This window comes from Streptomyces sp. NPDC002032, assembly GCF_042890765.1.
In the GTDB taxonomy this organism is placed as follows: domain Bacteria; phylum Actinomycetota; class Actinomycetes; order Streptomycetales; family Streptomycetaceae; genus Streptomyces.
Genome location: NZ_JBIASM010000001.1, coordinates 875,416 through 889,731, shown reverse-complemented (window position 1 = coordinate 889,731; position 14,316 = coordinate 875,416). Strand labels below are relative to the sequence as shown.

The following is a 14,316-nucleotide window of genomic DNA, read 5'->3' as shown; positions in this document are numbered from 1 at the left end:
CTGCTCGCCGCCGTCCCGCACCGGGCGGCGGCGGCTCCCGCGTACCGCGGTCTTCCCCCGGCCGGGGCGTGGCGGTGGGCCCGGACTCCGCGAGTCCGGGCCCACCGCCACGGGCCGGTCAGACCGGGGGGACCGGCGGGAGGCCGAAGGGGCCGACCACGCCGTAGTAGTTGCCCAGTTCGTAGCGGTACGCGGCGTCCTGGAGGTGCTTGTCCCGGTGGAACTCGGGGGCGTCCTTGATCTGGCCCCTGGTCCGGTCGACGAAGACCTTCCGCTCCTCCGGGTCGATGCTGACGACGGTGCTCGCCGGCAGCAGCACCTCCTTGCCGAAGATCCAGATCCCGGTGTCGACGACCAGGTAGGAGTCACCGGCCTCGTCGGAGTGCTTGTCGACCTTGCCGACGCTTCCGTCGGTGGCCTCGACCTCGAAGCCGGTCAGATCGGTGCCGGCCAGGGGGCCAGAGGCCGACTTGTAACTCCACACATGCTCAGTCACGCGGAAACAGCTCCTCTGGTGTTGCAGGTGTGCGGGGGACGGCCGGGGGAACATCCCGGCGTCCCCGTCCTTGCCTGGACCCCGCCTGCCCCGCTCCCCCGCGTTCATTCGCCGGGTCGCGCGGCCCCGGTGTCCCCGAGGTCGAGCAGGGCCTTCTCGATGAGTTCGGTGGGCGCCGGGTGGATCCAGTACGGGGACCTGGCGAGGGTGGCCGCGTCGATGCCCAGCGTCATGGCCAGGACGAGCGGCTGGATGAGGGTGGCGGCCTGCGGACCCATGAGGTGAGCCCCGAGCAGGCGGCCGGTGCCGCGTTCGGCGAGTTCGGCGAGCACCTTGCAGAAGCCGGTGGTGTCCTCCGCGGCCCAGCCGTACGCGATGTCCGCGTACCGGGCCCGGCCCACCAGCGGGTCCAGTCCCCGGTCCCGGCACGCGCGCTCGGTGGCGCCGACCGAGGCGATCTGGGGGCTGGTGAACACGGCGGCGGGCACCGGGGCGTCGCCGGTGGTGACCGGGGCGTCCGGGTGGCGGAGGTTGTGGGCGACGACCCGTGCCTCGCGGTTGGCGACGTGCTTGAGCGGTACCGGGGTGCAGACGTCACCGAGGGCGAAGACGCCCTCGGCGGTGGTGCGTTGGCAGGCGTCGACGACGATGCGGCCGTCGTCGTGGGTGGCCACGCCCGCCGCGTCCAGGTCCAGCCGGTCGCCGCCCGGCAGTCGGCCCGCGGCGACCAGCAGCAGGTCCGCGCGGACCGTGGAGCCGTCGTCCAGGGTCAGCCGCAGCTCTCCCGGCCGGCCGCCGACGGCGGTGACCTCCCGGCCGAGCCTGAGGTCGTGGCGGGCGCGGGCCAGTTCGGTGAACCGCGCGGCCACTTCCTCGTCCTGGGGGCCCAGGAGGTGGTCCTCCTTCTCGATGATGACGACGGAGCTGCCCGCCTCGGCGAACACCTCCGCCAGCTCGGCCGCGACGTACCCGCCGCCGAGCACGGCGAGGCGGTGGGGCGGTGTGGCGATCCGCATGACCGTGTCGGACGTCTCGTACGGCAGCCCGGAGGCGGTGACGGGTCCGGGCACCAGCGGCCGGCTGCCCGCCGCGATGACGATCTGCCGGCCCGTGATGGCGACGGGGCCGTCGGGGAGGTCGATCCGCAGCTGCCGGGGGCCCGTGAAGCGGGCCGTCCCCTCGTACACGGTGATGTGGTCCGCTTCCAGGCGGCCCCGGCGTCCTTCTTCGCGTTCGGCGTCGAGCCGTCCGAAGATCCGGTCCCGCGCCGCCCGCCAGCGCAGGCCGCGCAGCCGCGCGTCCACGTCGTACCGGTCCGCCTCCTCCACGGTCCGGGCGACCTGGGCGGCGTAGGCGTACATCTTGCTCGGGATGCAGCCCGCGTTCAGGCAGGTGCCGCCGAACCACCTCTCCTCGACGACGGCCACGTCCAGTCCGGCGAAGGAGTCGTCGATGACGGAGTTGCCGGATCCCGCACCGATGACGACGAGGTCGTGTTGACGCATCGGGTCAGGCTACGAGCCCTCCCCGCCGGGCGGCCCGCGGCGCGCTGCGTCCGTGTGGCGCGGCCGCGGCTCATGGTCCGGCGCGAACGGGGAAGGCGGTGATCATCAAGCACGAGTGGGAGGGGTTGCGCATGGCGATACCGAGGGTGGGCGGCACCGGCGGGGTCCGGCGCCGGGGGGCGCCGATCGGGCGCGACGTGGTGCTCGCCCTGGGGCTGGCCGGGATCGGCGTGGGCGGGCTGGCCGCCTTCGTCAAGGCCGCGGAAGGGGCCGGGGCACGGGTGCCGTTCGTCCCCGTCGTCGCGGTCGTGGTCCTGCTGGTGGGGGTCATGCTGGCCCGCTGGAGCGTGTCGCCCGTGCGGCGGCGCCAGGCCGCGGGCGGGCCGGACGTGTACGAGGACCTGCCGGCGGACCTGCCGGCGGACCTGTACGTGCCGGAGGTGCCGGACGTGCCCGATGTGGGGCCCGACGCGCTCGACCACGCCGGGGTGGACGCCGACGGCTTCGAGCACAGCGTCGCCGCGCTCTGTGCGCGGGACGGCTGCACCACCGTGGAAGTGGTGGGCGGCGCGGGCGACTTGGGGGCCGACGTCATCGCCGTGACCCCGGACGGGCGCCGCGTCGTCGTGCAGTGCAAGCACTACGCCGAGGACCACCGGGTCGGCTCGCAGGACCTCCAGCGTTTCGGCGGCACCTGCTTCGCCGTCCACGACGCCGACGTGGCGGTCGTCGTGACCACCAGCTCCTTCACGGCGCCCGCCCTGGAGTACGCCGCCGCGTGCGGCATCCTCTGCCTCGACGGGGACGCCCTGGCGGCCTGGACCGATCCGGCCGGGCTGCCGCCCTGGGAGGAACCGGCCGGGCGGTCATGACCCTGGCGGACGTGGCCCCGGCGGACGTGACCCTGGACGTGACCCGCGCCCACCGAGTTCCCTACACGCGCTGGGCGCGGTGCAGCAGGCCGCGCAGGCCGTGGGCGCGCAGGGCGGCCCGGGCGGCGTTCGCGCCGGGCGCGCCGTGGACGCCGCCGCCGGGGTGGGCGGCCGCGGAGGCGAGGTAGAGGCCCCTGACGGGGGTCTCGGGCCGGCCGGTGCCGGGGGTGGGCCGGAAGACGGCCTGCTGGTGCAGGGCGGTGGTGCCGTTGTTGATGGCGCCGTTGTGCAGGTTCTCGTCCATGGCCTGGAGGGTGGTCGGGGCCAGGATCCGGCGGGCCCCGATCAGCGCCCGGAATCCGGGTGCGAACCGTTCCACCTGCGCTTCCAGCCGGTCGGCCATGGCCTGCTGCTCCCGTGCGTCCCAGCGGCCGGTGATGCCGTCGGGGCCGGCGTCGGAGGTGATGCGCTGCGGGAGGTGCGTATAGGCCCACGCCGATTCGGTGCCCGCGGGCGAGCGGCTGGGGTCGGCCGTGGTCATCTGGCCGAACAGGGCGAACGGCTCGTCGGGAACCTGTCCCATGGCGATCTGCGCGGCGAACCGGGTCAGGCCGTCGACGCCGTCGGCCAGGTGGACGGTGCCCGCCCCGGCGGCCTGCGGCGCGGTCCACGGGACGGGGCCGGTCAGCGCCCAGTCGACCTTGAAGGTGGCGAAGTCCCACTGGAAGCGTTCCAGGTCGCGCAGCAGCCGGGCGGGCAGGTGTTCCTCGCCGACGAGTTCGCGGTACAGGGCGGGCGCGGAGGTGTCCGCGAGCACGGCCCGCCGGGCGCCGACCTCCTCTCCGGAGGCCGTCCGCACCCCGACCGCCCTGCCGCCGCGGACGACGACGGAGACGACCCGCTCCCCGCAGCGCAGGACTCCCCCGCGGGCCCGGAGGCGGCGTACGAGGGCGCCGGTCAGGGCGCCGGAGCCGCCGACCGGGACGGGGAAGCCGTGGCTCTGGCCGAGCATGGACATCAGCCAGCCGAATCCGCCGCTGCCCGCCGCTTCGGGGGCGAGGTCCGCGTGCAGGGCGTTCCCGGCGAGCAAGAGCCGGCCGCCCTCGCCCGCGAACGTCTCCTCGCCGAGCCGGCGCACGGGCAGGGCCAGGTTCCGGGCGAGGCGCAGTCCGCCCGCGGCGCGCAGCTTCGCGGCCAGCGCGAGCCCGGAGCGGACGGGCGGGAACGGGGTGAACAGCGTCCGCACCAGGTCCGGGCCGAGACGGCACCACGCGCCGTACATGTCCTGCCAGGCCTGGGCGTCGGGCGCCGCGAACCGGGCCAGTCCGGCGGCGGTCGGCCCGGCCCGGCGCTCCAGCACCGCGCACCGGCCGTCCGGCAGCGGGTGCGCGAGCACGGCCGGGGCGTGGCTCCACCGCAGGCCTTCGGCGGCGAGGTCGAGGCGGGCGAGGACCGGGGAGGCGGCGGCCAGCGGGTAGAAGGCGCTGAAGACGTCCGACACGTAGTCGGGATGGACGCCGCGGTCACTGCGGACGGCGCCTCCGGGCTCGTCCTGGGCCTCCAGGACCTCCACGCTCCATCCGGCGTCCACCAGTACGTTCGCCGCGACCAGTCCGTTGGGGCCGGCGCCGATCACCACCGCGTCAGGCATGCCGGGCTCCGGTGCGCCGCGCTCCGGCGGCCCCGGCTCCGGTGCGGGCCGCTCCCTCGTGGCCGCCCTCGACGACCCGGGCCAGGCGGGACAGCATGCCGCGGTGGCGGAGCTGGAGCAGGGCTTCCGTGGCGGGGTTGTGGAGGGTGCCGCCCGGTCCCCGCAGGGGGTGTTCATCGCAGACGACCAGGGTCTCCTCGCCCCACGGCCGGAGCTGGAGGAGGATCCGGGCCGTGCCGAGGGCCTTGAACGCGGCCTCCAGCTCCAGCTCCCTGCCCGGTTCCTGGTGGCGCACGGTCGTCACCCCCTCAGCCGACCAGGGGCCCAGCCGTACGGTGTAGCGGAGCCGGGAGCCGGTCGCGGGCCAGGTGGTGTCCAGGGGCGTGGAATCGCTCGGGCCCACGACCCACTCCCCGTAGCGGGACGGGTCGGCGAGTACGGCCCACACGGCGTACGGGGGACGGCGGATCAGCTGGTTTCGGACGGCCATGGCACGGCCCTTCCCGGGGGACGGACGGGCACGGCACGCGGGGGTGCCGTGATCGGTCGGCCTGCGCCTACCCGGTCGTCGTCACCTCACCCGGACCGTCTGCGAACCGGTCGCGCGGGCAGAGTCGCGCGTGCTGCTTGGGGCGCGGCTCCGGGGGTAGGCGCCAGCCGCGTCCGGGGGCTCGCCCGGGCGCGGCGCCAAGGAGCGATTCCATGATCCTCATTCTCGGACTCATCATCCTGATCGTCGCCGCCGTCGTCGGCCTGACCGGGGTGTTCGGCAACATGGGCGCCGCTCACGGTCTCGGCGCGGGCGGCGATTTCTCCGTTTTCGGCTACCACGCCCAGGGTTCCACGGGGGGACTGTTCCTGTGCGGAATCATCGTCGGCGCGGCCGCCCTGCTCGGACTGACCCTGATGATGCTCGGTGCTCGCCGCTCGGCCCGCCGCTCGGCCCGCCGCTCGGCCCGGGCCCGGCGCGGCGTCTCCCGTCGTGAGGCGGTCGTGGTGGACCGTCAGCGTGACGACGTGGTCGAGCAGCGGGACGACACCCGGACGGACACCGGTGTTCCGGCCTCCGACGCCCCCGCGGCTCCGGTCACGCAGGCCCCGCGCGGCCGCGGCCACTGGTTCGGCCACCGCGCCGCCCACCGCTGACGGTTCGCCGCCCCCGTACGGCCCGTACGCACCCCCCTTCCGCCGTCAGACCCGCGGGAGGGGGGTGCGCAGTGCGCTGGCCCCGCGGTCCCAGGCCCGGCGGATGTGGTCCGCGAGGCGGTCCTCCAGCAGGACGGTCGCCGCGCAGCCGAAGGCGACGTCCGCCTCCAGCGCGGGCTCGTCCTCCAGCAGGCCGCCGATGACGTCGTGGCGTACGACCTGTTCGTGGACGGCGTCCGCCTCGACGTGCTCGGCGTAGAAGTGTTCGGCCGCCGGTCCGGCGCCGCAGCGCCGCATGGCCTTGGCCAGCCGACGGGAGCCGGGCGAGGAGGTGACCTCGACGCAGGCGAAGTGACCCACGAGGGCGCCGCGCAGGGAGCGGTGCAGTCCGAACAGGGACATCAGGTTCACGGTCGCGAGCAGCGGCGCGGGGGCGCACTCCAGGTAGCGGCCGTACGCGGGGTCCAGGTCCAGGTCGTTCATGAGGGCGGCGAAGAGGCGGGCGTGGACGCGGTCGGCGCGGCCGGCGCCGAACTCGTCGTACTCGATGGCGACCATGGCCGCCTTGGAGCGGCCGGTGAGCCGGGGGATCACCCAGACGTGCGGGTCGGCCTCCTTGAGGTGGTAGAGGGAGCGCAGGGCCGCGTACTCGCGCAACTGCCAGAGCTCGCCCTCGGTTTCGAGGTGGTGACTGAGGCTGCCGGACAGGTCCACGGGCTCGACGAGCAGGGGCGCGAAGGCCGCTTCGGCCGAGCGGGGGGCATCGGCGAGGTCGGTGCGCAGGGCGTCCAGGAAGCGGTCTTCCAGGGCCCGGCGCAGCCGCAGCAGGTCGGGGTCCCATTCCCGCCGGTCGTCCACGCCCTCGAAGCCGCGGTAGTGGAGTTCGTACAGGAGGTAGAGGGCGAGCTGGAGGTCCTCGCCCCACGGGTCGGCCTCCCCCGCGGTCGCCGGGTCGCAGGCGGGCGGGCCGCCCTCGCGCAGGGCCCGTACCACGGCGCCCGACAGCTGCCCGCGCCCTTCGGCCAGGCGCGGGCCGGCGAGGGCGGTCATCGTGTCCGGTGGGGTCATGAGGGGGTCCCTTCCCCGGTCGGCGGCGCGTCGGCGCGGGCGCGCTCGCGGCGGCGGTGGCTGGTGTCGCACCAGGGGTAGGTGCGGCTGCGGCGGCAGGTGCACACGGCGACCATGAAGCGGTCGGACCGGGCGACGGTCCCGTCGTCCAGGACGATCTCCACCGGGCCCTCGACGAGCACCGGGCCCTGGGGGTCCACCTGCACCCGGCGGGCGGGTCCGGGGGCGGCGGCGTCAGACGTGCTGGGCACGGACGATCACCAGCTCTTCGCGCTCCTCGTCCTCGGCCGCCAGTCCCCGCTCCTCCAGCCAGGCCCGCCGCGAGCGCAGGACCGGACCCCACGGGACGGAGGCCCGGGCGGTCACGCCCGCGGTCAGCCCCGCACCGGTGAGCCGGTCCACGGTCTGGGCGGCGCCGCACATGCCGGAATGGACCATGAGCAGGACACCGCCGGGGCTCAGCAGGGCCGGGGCGGTCGCGCAGATCCGGTCGATGACCGCGCGCCCGTCGGGGCCCGCGTCCCAGGCGCGTTCGCGCCCGCGGGACGGCAGCCGCACGCGGGGCGCCGGGACGTACGGGGGGTTGGAGAGGATCAGGTCGAAGCGGCGGCCCTCGGTGCGGGCCGCGAAGTCCCCGTGGAGCACGCGCAGCGGGAGCCGGCCGCGCAGTGCGTTGAGCCGGGCGGTGAGCACCGCCGGCCAGGAGACGTCGACGGCCGTGACCCGGGCTCCCCGGCCCGCCGCGAGCAGGGCCAGCGCGCCGGTGCCCGTGCCGATCTCCAGGACGTCGGTCCCGGGTCCCAGTCTCTCGTGGGTGAGCGCTTCGGCGAGCAGCCGGGTGTCGTCATGGGGCGGATAGACCCCGGGCAGGGACATCAGACCGGTGGGCAGCGGGCCCGTGGTCGGCGCCGTGGTGGTCATGCGTACCTCCAGGATCGGAAATCCCACCGGACCGGACGGACGGGGGACGAGCGGGGTGGGTGACGGCCCGCGGGGACGGACGCGGGGCGGGCCCGGCGTCCGCGCGGGGCTCACACGGGCGGCCGCGGCCCGTCCTCACCGCCTTCGGGGGTCTGCCAGGAGTCCTGGCGCCGCTGCGCCGCGGGGTTCTGCTCGGCCGGCCGGGCCGGGGCCCGGCGGCGGGCGCTGCGCCGGCTGCCGAACCAGAAGGCGGCGACCAGCAGGGCGGCCACGACGACTCCGGCGACGATGAGGAAGAGGGCGCCCGAGCCTTCGGCGGCGAGGGTTGCGGCGAGGGTTTCGGTGGCAATCATGAACGGCCCCTACCCCGGATCCCCGGACTTACGGGGTCCGGTTCCCCGGCGACCGGTGGACCGGCGGCCGGCGGACCGGCGGACGGCCCGCGCACGACGGCCCGCCGGGGCGGGCCACCCGGACGGGCGATCCCGGCCGCGGCGGCCGCCGTGGGGGCCTCAGTGCTGCCCGTCCGGTTCGGCCTGCTCCTCGCGGCCGACGCCCGGACGCTGCCGCTTGGCCCGGTGGCCCCCCGCGTCGGCGTCGCCGTCCCCGGAGCCCCCTACGACGGCGTCGTCCGCCTGCTGCCGGGCCTCCCGGTCCCCGCTCTCGCCCTCCGCCTGGGACGGAGTGGTCCGCGGGTGGTTCCGGGACTTCTCGTGTTCCGTCATCTCGACCTCCTTCGGTAGTACCGCTGGTCTCCTGCGACTACCCGGTCACACGGTTCTCAGACCGCCCGGCGACGGGAAGCGGGCCGCCGTCGGCGCTAGGCTCGGAGCAGGCCGCGAAAGGGGTGGTGCGGATGTGCCGCTGGCTCGCCTACTCGGGCACGCCGATGCTGCTCGACGCCGTGCTCTACCGCCCGGAGCACTCGCTGATCAACCAGAGCCTCCATGCCCGGATGGGGGTCGAGTCGACCAACGGCGACGGATTCGGCATCGGCTGGTACAGCCCGGACGGCGACGGGACGCCGGCGGTGTTCCGCGACATCGGTCCCGCCTGGAGCGATCGCAACCTGCGCGAGCTCGCCGCGCACGTCCGCTCGCCGCTGTTCTTCGCGCACGTACGGGCCTCCACCGGTTCGGCGATCCAGCAGACCAACTGCCATCCGTTCCGCCACGGGCGCTGGCTGTGGATGCACAACGGGGCCATCGCGGACTTCCCGCGGTTGCAGCGCGACCTGTGCATGGCGGTCGACCCGGCGCTCTTCCCCTGCATCGAAGGGTCCACGGACTCCGAGGTGATGTTCTACCTGGCGGTGACCTACGGCCTCGACCAGGACGTCCCGGGCGCGGTGGCCCGGATGGCGGGCCTGGTGGAGCACCTCGGCAAGGAACACGGGGTGCCGGATCCGCTCCAGATGACGGTGGCCGTGAGCAACGGCGAGTGCGTGTGGGCGTTCCGCTACTCCAGCCTGGGCAGGTCCCGCTCGCTCTTCTACAGCAGCCGGGCGGAGAACGTACGCCACCTCCACCCGGAGGTGGCCTACCTCCAGGCGATCTCCGACGACACCCGCATGGTGGTGTCCGAGCCGCTGGGGGACCTGCACGGGGTGTGGAACGAGCTGCCCGAGGCAAGCTACGCCGTGATCCCGTCCAGCCCGCACGCGGACTACCACCCGTTCTTCCCCGAGCCGCTGTGAGGGCCGTGCGCACACGCGCCTGAGCCCCGTCCGGCCGGACGGGGCTCAGGCGTGGCGGCGGCTCAGGTGTTGAGCAGCCGGTTGAAGAACGACCTGTACTGCTGCAGGGCGAGCCGCAGGTCCTCCGTGGCCACCTGCTCGCCGCGGTCCCACTGCTCCTGGAGGCCCTGCTTGCGGGTGGAGAACGTACCGGCCAGGGTCTGCATGACCTCGGCCACCAGGGTGTCGGCCGACCGGACCGCGTCCTGGGGGTCGTCGACGAACCGGCCCTGGATCTCGCTCCACGTCACGCGGTACTGCTCCGCCTCGCCGATGTCGAGCAGCGGTTCGGTCTCACCGGCGGCCGGTCCGGACCCGTCGGCCCGGTCCTGGCGCGTGTCGTCACCGCGTACGCCGTCACCGCGCCTGCCGTCACCGCCTGCGTCGGCACCGCCTACGTCGTCACCGCGTATGTCATCGGCGTCGCGCAGGCCGGCGCCGGCGTCCCGCTCGTCGTCCTCGCGCAACGTGTCGCCCGTCCGGCCCGCGGTGGCCTCGCCCGGGTAGAGGGGCGCCTGACCGGCGCCGCCCGCACCGGGGTGCGCCAGGTCCTCGGTGGTCAGGCCGGGGCCGCTTCCGCGGCCGTCCATGTCCTCGTGGGTCTGCATGTCATCGGCTCCTCTGGTCGGTCAGCAGGTCCTCGAACAGGGCGCGGTAGTGGACCATGGCACCCCGCAGCTCCTCCGTCGTCGCCTGTCCGTCTCCGCTGCGCACCTTGACGTCGTGTGCGGCCCGGTAGTGCTCCAGCGTGCGTCCGTGCTCGACCGACAGGTCGCGGACGGCGCCGTGGTAGCCGTCCGTCGGGTATCCGCGCTCCCCCATCAGCCGGGAGACGAGCGCGTCGGCCTCGGACACCGCCCCGTCGGGACGGTCCACGAAGTGCTCCTGGACGCCGCGCCACTCCTGCGCGTACTCGTCGCGCCGCTGGGGCGAGAGTTCCTTGATGTCCAGCTCGTCGTGCCGTTCCTCGCGGGCCCGCAGGTCCCGCTCGGCGGCGAGCTTGCCCCCCTTCTCGTCGACGGCGCGCTCGTATTCGGGACCGAACCGGTTGCGCAGGTGGCGTCGTCGGGCCAGCATGCCCATGAGCGCGGTGAGCGCGAGCACCACGAGTACCGCGACGACGATGATGATGATCAACATGCTTGTCGACATGTCCGGCCTCCATCCCGGGGCCATCGGCCATCCCCTGTGTGTCGACGCGCCTGCCCGCCCAGCCCCCGGGCAAACGCGGGGGCCGGGCCTCCGGAGGGGTCAATCCCCGTCCGCGGGGCCGCCGAAGGGACTGTCGTCGACGTGCGCGAGCAGATCGGCGGGGTGCCGGTAGACGGCGCGGGCGCCGGCCCCTTCGAGGTCGGCGCGCGGGATGCCGCCGCAGAGCAGCCCCACGCAGGTGACGTCGGCGCGGGTGGCCGCCTTCATGTCCCAGACGGTGTCCCCGACGAGTACGGAGCCCCGCGCGGACGCCCCGACCAGGCCGAGGGCGTGCCGCACCGGATCGGGAGCGGGCTTGCCCCGTTCCACGTCGTCGGAGCTGGCGGTCGCGGCAATGGCGTCGTCGGCCCCCAGGGCCCGCCTGAGCGCGTCGAGTTCCCTGTCCTGGGCGGAGGTCACGAGCACCACCCGCCAGCCGCGCCGGTCCAGCTCGCGCAGCAGCGCGGCCGCCGAGTCGAAGGCGGCCAGCCGGTCGAACCAGGTGGCGTAGAGGGTGCTGTGCGCGGCGCTGAGCGCGGGGTCCCCGTCCGGGTCGCGCCCCTCGCCCAGCAGGTGCGCCAGGAGGTCTTCGCCGGGCAGGCCGATGGCGCGGTGGATGTCGTGCATGACGACGTCGTGGCCGGCCTGCCGCAATGCCTCCCACCAGGAGACGACGTGCAGGTGATTGGTGTCGGCGAGGGTGCCGTCCACATCGAACAGCGCGGCGCGGTTCACGGTGCCTCCCGTACGGTTCGGTCTCCTGATTCGGTCGCCGGGTTCAGTCGCCGAGTTCGCGCTTGAGCTCGGCCTTGTTCATCGTCGAGCGGCCGTGCACATTGCGGCGCTTGGCCTCCGCGTAGAGCTGGTCGTAGGTGGGGCCGCTCGCTCCGCTGTGGGAGTGCAGCCCGCCGCGCCGGGAGGAGGACATGTCCTCGATCGAGCTCTTGCTCGCGGTCTTCGACTCCCCCGCCCGGGCCCGCTCCTTGTTGACCGTGCGGGCGGCGATCTCCTCGGCGCGGGCCGGGCTCTCGCCGCGCTCCCGCGCGCTCTCCTTGATGTGCTCGTACTGGCGCTCGCGCTTGGGGCTGGACCCTCGGGGCATGACGACTTCCTCCTCGTGCGCCGCGGCACCGCGGCGCGGCCGCTGCTCGGCCGCGCGCTGACGGTCACCGGAGCCGGGGGGCGCCTACCCGCTGCCCGCCCGCGCACGCGTCATCGGGCCGCTCACCTCACCTGGATGCCGATCAGGCAGGTGTCGTCGTCGGTGTCGGAGCGGCTGTAGGTGAGCAGGTGGTCCAGCCGCCCCTCCAGGCTGGGCGCCTCCTGCGCGGCGACGGCGATGAGGTGGCTCAGGGTCTCCGCGACGGAGGTGTCGCGCCGCTCCACGAGGCCGTCGGTGTACATGAGCAGGGTGTCGTCCGGTTCGAGCTGGATCTCCTGCTCGGTGTAGACGGTCTCCGGCAGCGCTCCGAGCAGGAGGCCGCCGGTGAGGGGGAACACCTCTGCGGCGCCGCGGCGGACCAGGACCGGCGGCAGGTGGCCCGCGCGGGCCCAGCGCAGGACGCGGGTGACGGGGTCGTAGATCCCGCAGACGGCGGTGGCGGTCACCTGGTCGGTGAGGTGGTGGGCGACGGCGTTCAGCCAGGTGAGCAACTGCGCGGGGCCGGCCCCGGTCACGGCGAGGCCGCGCAGGGCGTTGCGCAGGATGACCATGCCGGTGGCGGCCTCGATGCCGTGGCCCGCCACGTCGCCCACGCACAGCAGGATGGACCGGCTGGGCAGGACGGTGGCGTCGTACCAGTCGCCGCCCACCAGGGCCTCTTCCTCCGCGGGCCGGTAGCGCACGGCCACGCGCATGCCGGGGACCTCCAGCGGGGCGGGCGCGAGCGGCATGATCGCGTGCTGGAGCTGGAGGGTCAGGCGGGTGCGTTCGACGGTTTCGGCCTCGCTGTGGGCCAGCCGGTCGCGGGTGGCGGCGAGGGCGACCTCGGTCCAGTGCTGGGAGGAAATGTCCTGGTAGGCGCCCCGGACGGCGTGGAGGACCCCCTGGGAGTCGAGGGCGGGCTCGGCCACGATGCGGACGTGCCGCGTGATGCCGTCGGGGCGGCGCAGCCGCAGGTCGACGGAGGCTTCGCGGCGGTGGTGCAGCAGGGTCCGCAGGAAGCGGGTGATGGCGATGGAGTCGTCGGGGTGGGCGTGGGCGGGGAGGTCGCGCAGCGGGACGGGCCGGGAGGTGGGGGGCAGCCCGTAGAGGGCGAAGAGCTGTCCGTTCCAGGTGATCCGGCCGCTGACGACGCTCTCCTCGAAACCGCCGACGCGCCCGAGCCGTTGGGCGTGCCCGAGCAGGCTCGCCAGCCGCGCCGTCTCGTCCTCGACCCGCCACAGCAGCAGCAGCGCCTCGCCGTGGCGGCTGATGCCGATGTCGGCGAAGGAGGTCAGGGGGACCTGGTCCACGACGGCGGTCAGCGACATGCGCTCGGTGCGCAGCGGTTCTCCCGTCGCGTGGACCCGCTCGATCTTCTCGAACAGGCCGTCCGCCTCGGCGAAGGCGTACGCCTCCAGGAAGAGGGAGCCGACGACGGCGCCGGTGGGCCGGCCGGCCGGGTCCACGAAGTGGGCGTTGGCGTGGTGGATCCGGAAGTCGGCGAGGTGGCCCCGGGAGTCGAGAAGGGGGGTGAGGATCAGGGCGGGGTCGTGGAGGTTCTCGCTGAGGTCGGCGAGCTCCGCCATCCCCGTCCCGGGCGGGGCCTGGGCCGGGCCCTCGTACGGGGTGGGGCAGGCGTCGTCGAGGGTACGGGCGCACAGCTCGGCCAGCGCCTCGATCTGCCGGACGATCCGGGGCGGCTGGGGGGGCTGGGGCTGGGGCCAGGCGACCTCCACCACCCCGATGATGCGGCCGCCCGTGCCGGCGGGCACCGCGAGGCGGGCGCCCTCGGGGTGCCTGCGGCGGCCGATGGTGGGCAGGCCCCCGTCCGCGAGGGAGGCGATGAAGGCGGGTTCCCGGCCGGAGAGGGCCAGGCGGGCGCAGGTGGCGACCTCCGGAGGTACGTAGCGCCAGCGCGCGGCTTCCTCGTCGGTGAACCCCGCCTGGCCCACGAGGCTGAGGGAGGAGTCGGCGTCGGCGAGCCAGATCGCCACGCCGGTCGCGCCGAGCGGCGCGAGGGCGTTCTCCAGGAGGGCGACGGCGACGGACCGGGCGTCCGGGGAGGCCAGCACGCGGCTCTCCGCGCTGCGCAGCCGCAGGGCCGTGGTCCGGCCCTCGTCGGCGTGGTCCTGAGCGGCGCGGGCGAGGAATTCCGTGGCGATCTGGCTGACCCGGTCGCCGGCCGCCTCGTTGATGACTTCCACGGCCAGTGCGAGCGGTTCGGTGCCGGAGCGCTCCGCGAGGGTGGCCAGCTGGTGCGCGGCCTCGGCCGGACCGCAGCCGAGGCGTCCCATCAGGACTCCCTTGGCCATCTCGACGAGGGCCCGCCCGTCGGCGGCGTTCTGGGCGTCCCGGACTTCGGCGCGCAGGCGTTCGACGGCGGCGGCGAGCCGCCCCGCCTCGGCGTGCTGGTGCGCCGGGGCGGCCGGCGGCGGCTCGGCGTCCTGGTGCGCCACGGCGGCCGGCGGCACCGGCTCGGCCTCGGCGGTGGGGCGCCGGGGGCCGGGCGTACGGGTGGGGGCGTGCGGGTCGCCGACGTCCGGCACGTGGTTCACGGGGTTCCTCGTCATCTGGGGCGGTGGGGGGC

General features: G+C 75.0%; 17 protein-coding genes. 3 read left to right on the top strand and 14 right to left on the bottom strand.

The features are described from left to right. Nucleotides 1-118 precede the first annotated feature (118 nt). Nucleotides 119-496: a PRC-barrel domain-containing protein gene (locus ACFYYT_RS03580; RefSeq protein WP_351827016.1), complete on the bottom strand. Its 378-nt coding sequence runs from the start codon at nt 494-496 to the stop codon at nt 119-121. Nucleotides 497-600: 104 nt separating this feature from the next. Further along, nucleotides 601-2,001: a mycothione reductase gene (locus ACFYYT_RS03575; RefSeq protein WP_351827018.1), complete on the bottom strand. Its 1,401-nt coding sequence runs from the start codon at nt 1,999-2,001 to the stop codon at nt 601-603. 131 nt (nt 2,002-2,132) lie between these two features. Between ACFYYT_RS03575 and ACFYYT_RS03570 the strand changes: the two genes are divergently transcribed. Next, nucleotides 2,133-2,873, top strand: coding sequence for a restriction endonuclease (locus tag ACFYYT_RS03570; RefSeq protein ID WP_351827020.1), 741 nt, complete (start codon nt 2,133-2,135; stop codon nt 2,871-2,873). Between the two features lie 61 nt (nt 2,874-2,934). Here the strand turns inward: ACFYYT_RS03570 and ACFYYT_RS03565 are convergent, their stop codons facing one another. Then, nucleotides 2,935-4,524 (bottom strand): NAD(P)/FAD-dependent oxidoreductase, encoded by a 1,590-nt coding sequence (locus ACFYYT_RS03565; RefSeq protein ID WP_351827022.1) that lies wholly within the window; start codon nt 4,522-4,524, stop codon nt 2,935-2,937. Then, nucleotides 4,517-5,014 (bottom strand): SRPBCC family protein, encoded by a 498-nt coding sequence (locus ACFYYT_RS03560; RefSeq protein WP_351827024.1) that lies wholly within the window; start codon nt 5,012-5,014, stop codon nt 4,517-4,519. Before ACFYYT_RS03560 ends, ACFYYT_RS03565 begins: the two co-directional genes overlap by 8 nt. Before the next feature lie 212 nt (nt 5,015-5,226). Here ACFYYT_RS03560 and ACFYYT_RS03555 point away from each other — a divergent pair, with 212 nt between their 5' ends. Continuing rightward, a complete protein-coding gene (locus tag ACFYYT_RS03555; protein WP_351827026.1) occupies nt 5,227-5,670 on the top strand; it encodes a hypothetical protein in 444 nt (147 codons plus the stop codon). Nucleotides 5,671-5,715: 45 nt separating this feature from the next. On the opposite strand, the gene ACFYYT_RS03550 is transcribed toward ACFYYT_RS03555, so the two are convergent. The 5 genes from ACFYYT_RS03550 to ACFYYT_RS03530 form a co-directional block, all read right to left on the bottom strand. Then, nucleotides 5,716-6,738, bottom strand: a complete 1,023-nt coding sequence (locus tag ACFYYT_RS03550; RefSeq protein ID WP_351827028.1) for an iron-containing redox enzyme family protein — start codon at nt 6,736-6,738, stop codon at nt 5,716-5,718. Next, entirely contained in the window at nt 6,735-6,989 is a 255-nt protein-coding gene (locus ACFYYT_RS03545; RefSeq protein ID WP_351827030.1) for a CDGSH iron-sulfur domain-containing protein, read from the bottom strand. Before ACFYYT_RS03545 ends, ACFYYT_RS03550 begins: the two co-directional genes overlap by 4 nt. Next, the gene (locus ACFYYT_RS03540; protein WP_351827031.1) at nt 6,973-7,659 is read right to left on the bottom strand and encodes a HemK2/MTQ2 family protein methyltransferase; all 687 of its coding nucleotides are present in this window, start codon (nt 7,657-7,659) and stop codon (nt 6,973-6,975) included. Before ACFYYT_RS03540 ends, ACFYYT_RS03545 begins: the two co-directional genes overlap by 17 nt. A gap of 110 nt (nt 7,660-7,769) precedes the next feature. Then, nucleotides 7,770-8,012: a DUF6479 family protein gene (locus ACFYYT_RS03535; protein ID WP_351827033.1), complete on the bottom strand. Its 243-nt coding sequence runs from the start codon at nt 8,010-8,012 to the stop codon at nt 7,770-7,772. 159 nt (nt 8,013-8,171) lie between these two features. Continuing rightward, nucleotides 8,172-8,384 carry a hypothetical protein gene (locus tag ACFYYT_RS03530; RefSeq protein ID WP_351827035.1) on the bottom strand — a complete coding sequence of 71 codons (213 nt, stop codon included), beginning with the start codon at nt 8,382-8,384 and terminating at the stop codon, nt 8,172-8,174. A gap of 131 nt (nt 8,385-8,515) precedes the next feature. Between ACFYYT_RS03530 and ACFYYT_RS03525 the strand changes: the two genes are divergently transcribed. Beyond that, on the top strand, nt 8,516-9,355 hold the full coding sequence (locus ACFYYT_RS03525) for a class II glutamine amidotransferase (RefSeq protein WP_351827037.1): 840 nt from the start codon (nt 8,516-8,518) through the stop codon (nt 9,353-9,355). A gap of 62 nt (nt 9,356-9,417) precedes the next feature. On the opposite strand, the gene ACFYYT_RS03520 is transcribed toward ACFYYT_RS03525, so the two are convergent. From ACFYYT_RS03520 to ACFYYT_RS03500, 5 genes are all read right to left on the bottom strand, one after another. Next, nucleotides 9,418-10,002 (bottom strand): hypothetical protein, encoded by a 585-nt coding sequence (locus ACFYYT_RS03520; protein ID WP_351827039.1) that lies wholly within the window; start codon nt 10,000-10,002, stop codon nt 9,418-9,420. A 1-nt stretch (nt 10,003) separates the two neighbouring features. Then, nucleotides 10,004-10,546 carry a hypothetical protein gene (locus tag ACFYYT_RS03515; protein WP_351827040.1) on the bottom strand — a complete coding sequence of 181 codons (543 nt, stop codon included), beginning with the start codon at nt 10,544-10,546 and terminating at the stop codon, nt 10,004-10,006. Nucleotides 10,547-10,645: 99 nt separating this feature from the next. Next, nucleotides 10,646-11,320: an HAD family hydrolase gene (locus ACFYYT_RS03510; RefSeq protein ID WP_351827041.1), complete on the bottom strand. Its 675-nt coding sequence runs from the start codon at nt 11,318-11,320 to the stop codon at nt 10,646-10,648. A 43-nt stretch (nt 11,321-11,363) separates the two neighbouring features. Then, nucleotides 11,364-11,687: a plasmid stabilization protein gene (locus ACFYYT_RS03505; RefSeq protein WP_351827042.1), complete on the bottom strand. Its 324-nt coding sequence runs from the start codon at nt 11,685-11,687 to the stop codon at nt 11,364-11,366. A 122-nt stretch (nt 11,688-11,809) separates the two neighbouring features. Next, nucleotides 11,810-14,299 carry a SpoIIE family protein phosphatase gene (locus tag ACFYYT_RS03500; RefSeq protein ID WP_388606849.1) on the bottom strand — a complete coding sequence of 830 codons (2,490 nt, stop codon included), beginning with the start codon at nt 14,297-14,299 and terminating at the stop codon, nt 11,810-11,812. Nucleotides 14,300-14,316: the final 17 nt, after the last annotated feature.

What these genes read in the sequence shown, in the direction of transcription:
- ACFYYT_RS03575 (WP_351827018.1), bottom strand. Translation starts at nt 2,001, where the DNA reads ATGCGTCAACACGACCTCGTCGTCATCGGTGCGGGATCCGGCAACTCC.
- ACFYYT_RS03570 (WP_351827020.1), top strand. Translation starts at nt 2,133, where the DNA reads ATGGCGATACCGAGGGTGGGCGGCACCGGCGGGGTCCGGCGCCGGGGG.
- ACFYYT_RS03565 (WP_351827022.1), bottom strand. Translation starts at nt 4,524, where the DNA reads ATGCCTGACGCGGTGGTGATCGGCGCCGGCCCCAACGGACTGGTCGCG.
- ACFYYT_RS03560 (WP_351827024.1), bottom strand. Translation starts at nt 5,014, where the DNA reads ATGGCCGTCCGAAACCAGCTGATCCGCCGTCCCCCGTACGCCGTGTGG.
- ACFYYT_RS03555 (WP_351827026.1), top strand. Translation starts at nt 5,227, where the DNA reads ATGATCCTCATTCTCGGACTCATCATCCTGATCGTCGCCGCCGTCGTC.
- ACFYYT_RS03550 (WP_351827028.1), bottom strand. Translation starts at nt 6,738, where the DNA reads ATGACCCCACCGGACACGATGACCGCCCTCGCCGGCCCGCGCCTGGCC.
- ACFYYT_RS03540 (WP_351827031.1), bottom strand. Translation starts at nt 7,659, where the DNA reads ATGACCACCACGGCGCCGACCACGGGCCCGCTGCCCACCGGTCTGATG.
- ACFYYT_RS03535 (WP_351827033.1), bottom strand. Translation starts at nt 8,012, where the DNA reads ATGATTGCCACCGAAACCCTCGCCGCAACCCTCGCCGCCGAAGGCTCG.
- ACFYYT_RS03530 (WP_351827035.1), bottom strand. Translation starts at nt 8,384, where the DNA reads ATGACGGAACACGAGAAGTCCCGGAACCACCCGCGGACCACTCCGTCC.
- ACFYYT_RS03525 (WP_351827037.1), top strand. Translation starts at nt 8,516, where the DNA reads ATGTGCCGCTGGCTCGCCTACTCGGGCACGCCGATGCTGCTCGACGCC.
- ACFYYT_RS03520 (WP_351827039.1), bottom strand. Translation starts at nt 10,002, where the DNA reads ATGCAGACCCACGAGGACATGGACGGCCGCGGAAGCGGCCCCGGCCTG.
- ACFYYT_RS03515 (WP_351827040.1), bottom strand. Translation starts at nt 10,546, where the DNA reads ATGTCGACAAGCATGTTGATCATCATCATCGTCGTCGCGGTACTCGTG.
- ACFYYT_RS03505 (WP_351827042.1), bottom strand. Translation starts at nt 11,687, where the DNA reads ATGCCCCGAGGGTCCAGCCCCAAGCGCGAGCGCCAGTACGAGCACATC.
- ACFYYT_RS03500 (WP_388606849.1), bottom strand. Translation starts at nt 14,299, where the DNA reads ATGACGAGGAACCCCGTGAACCACGTGCCGGACGTCGGCGACCCGCAC.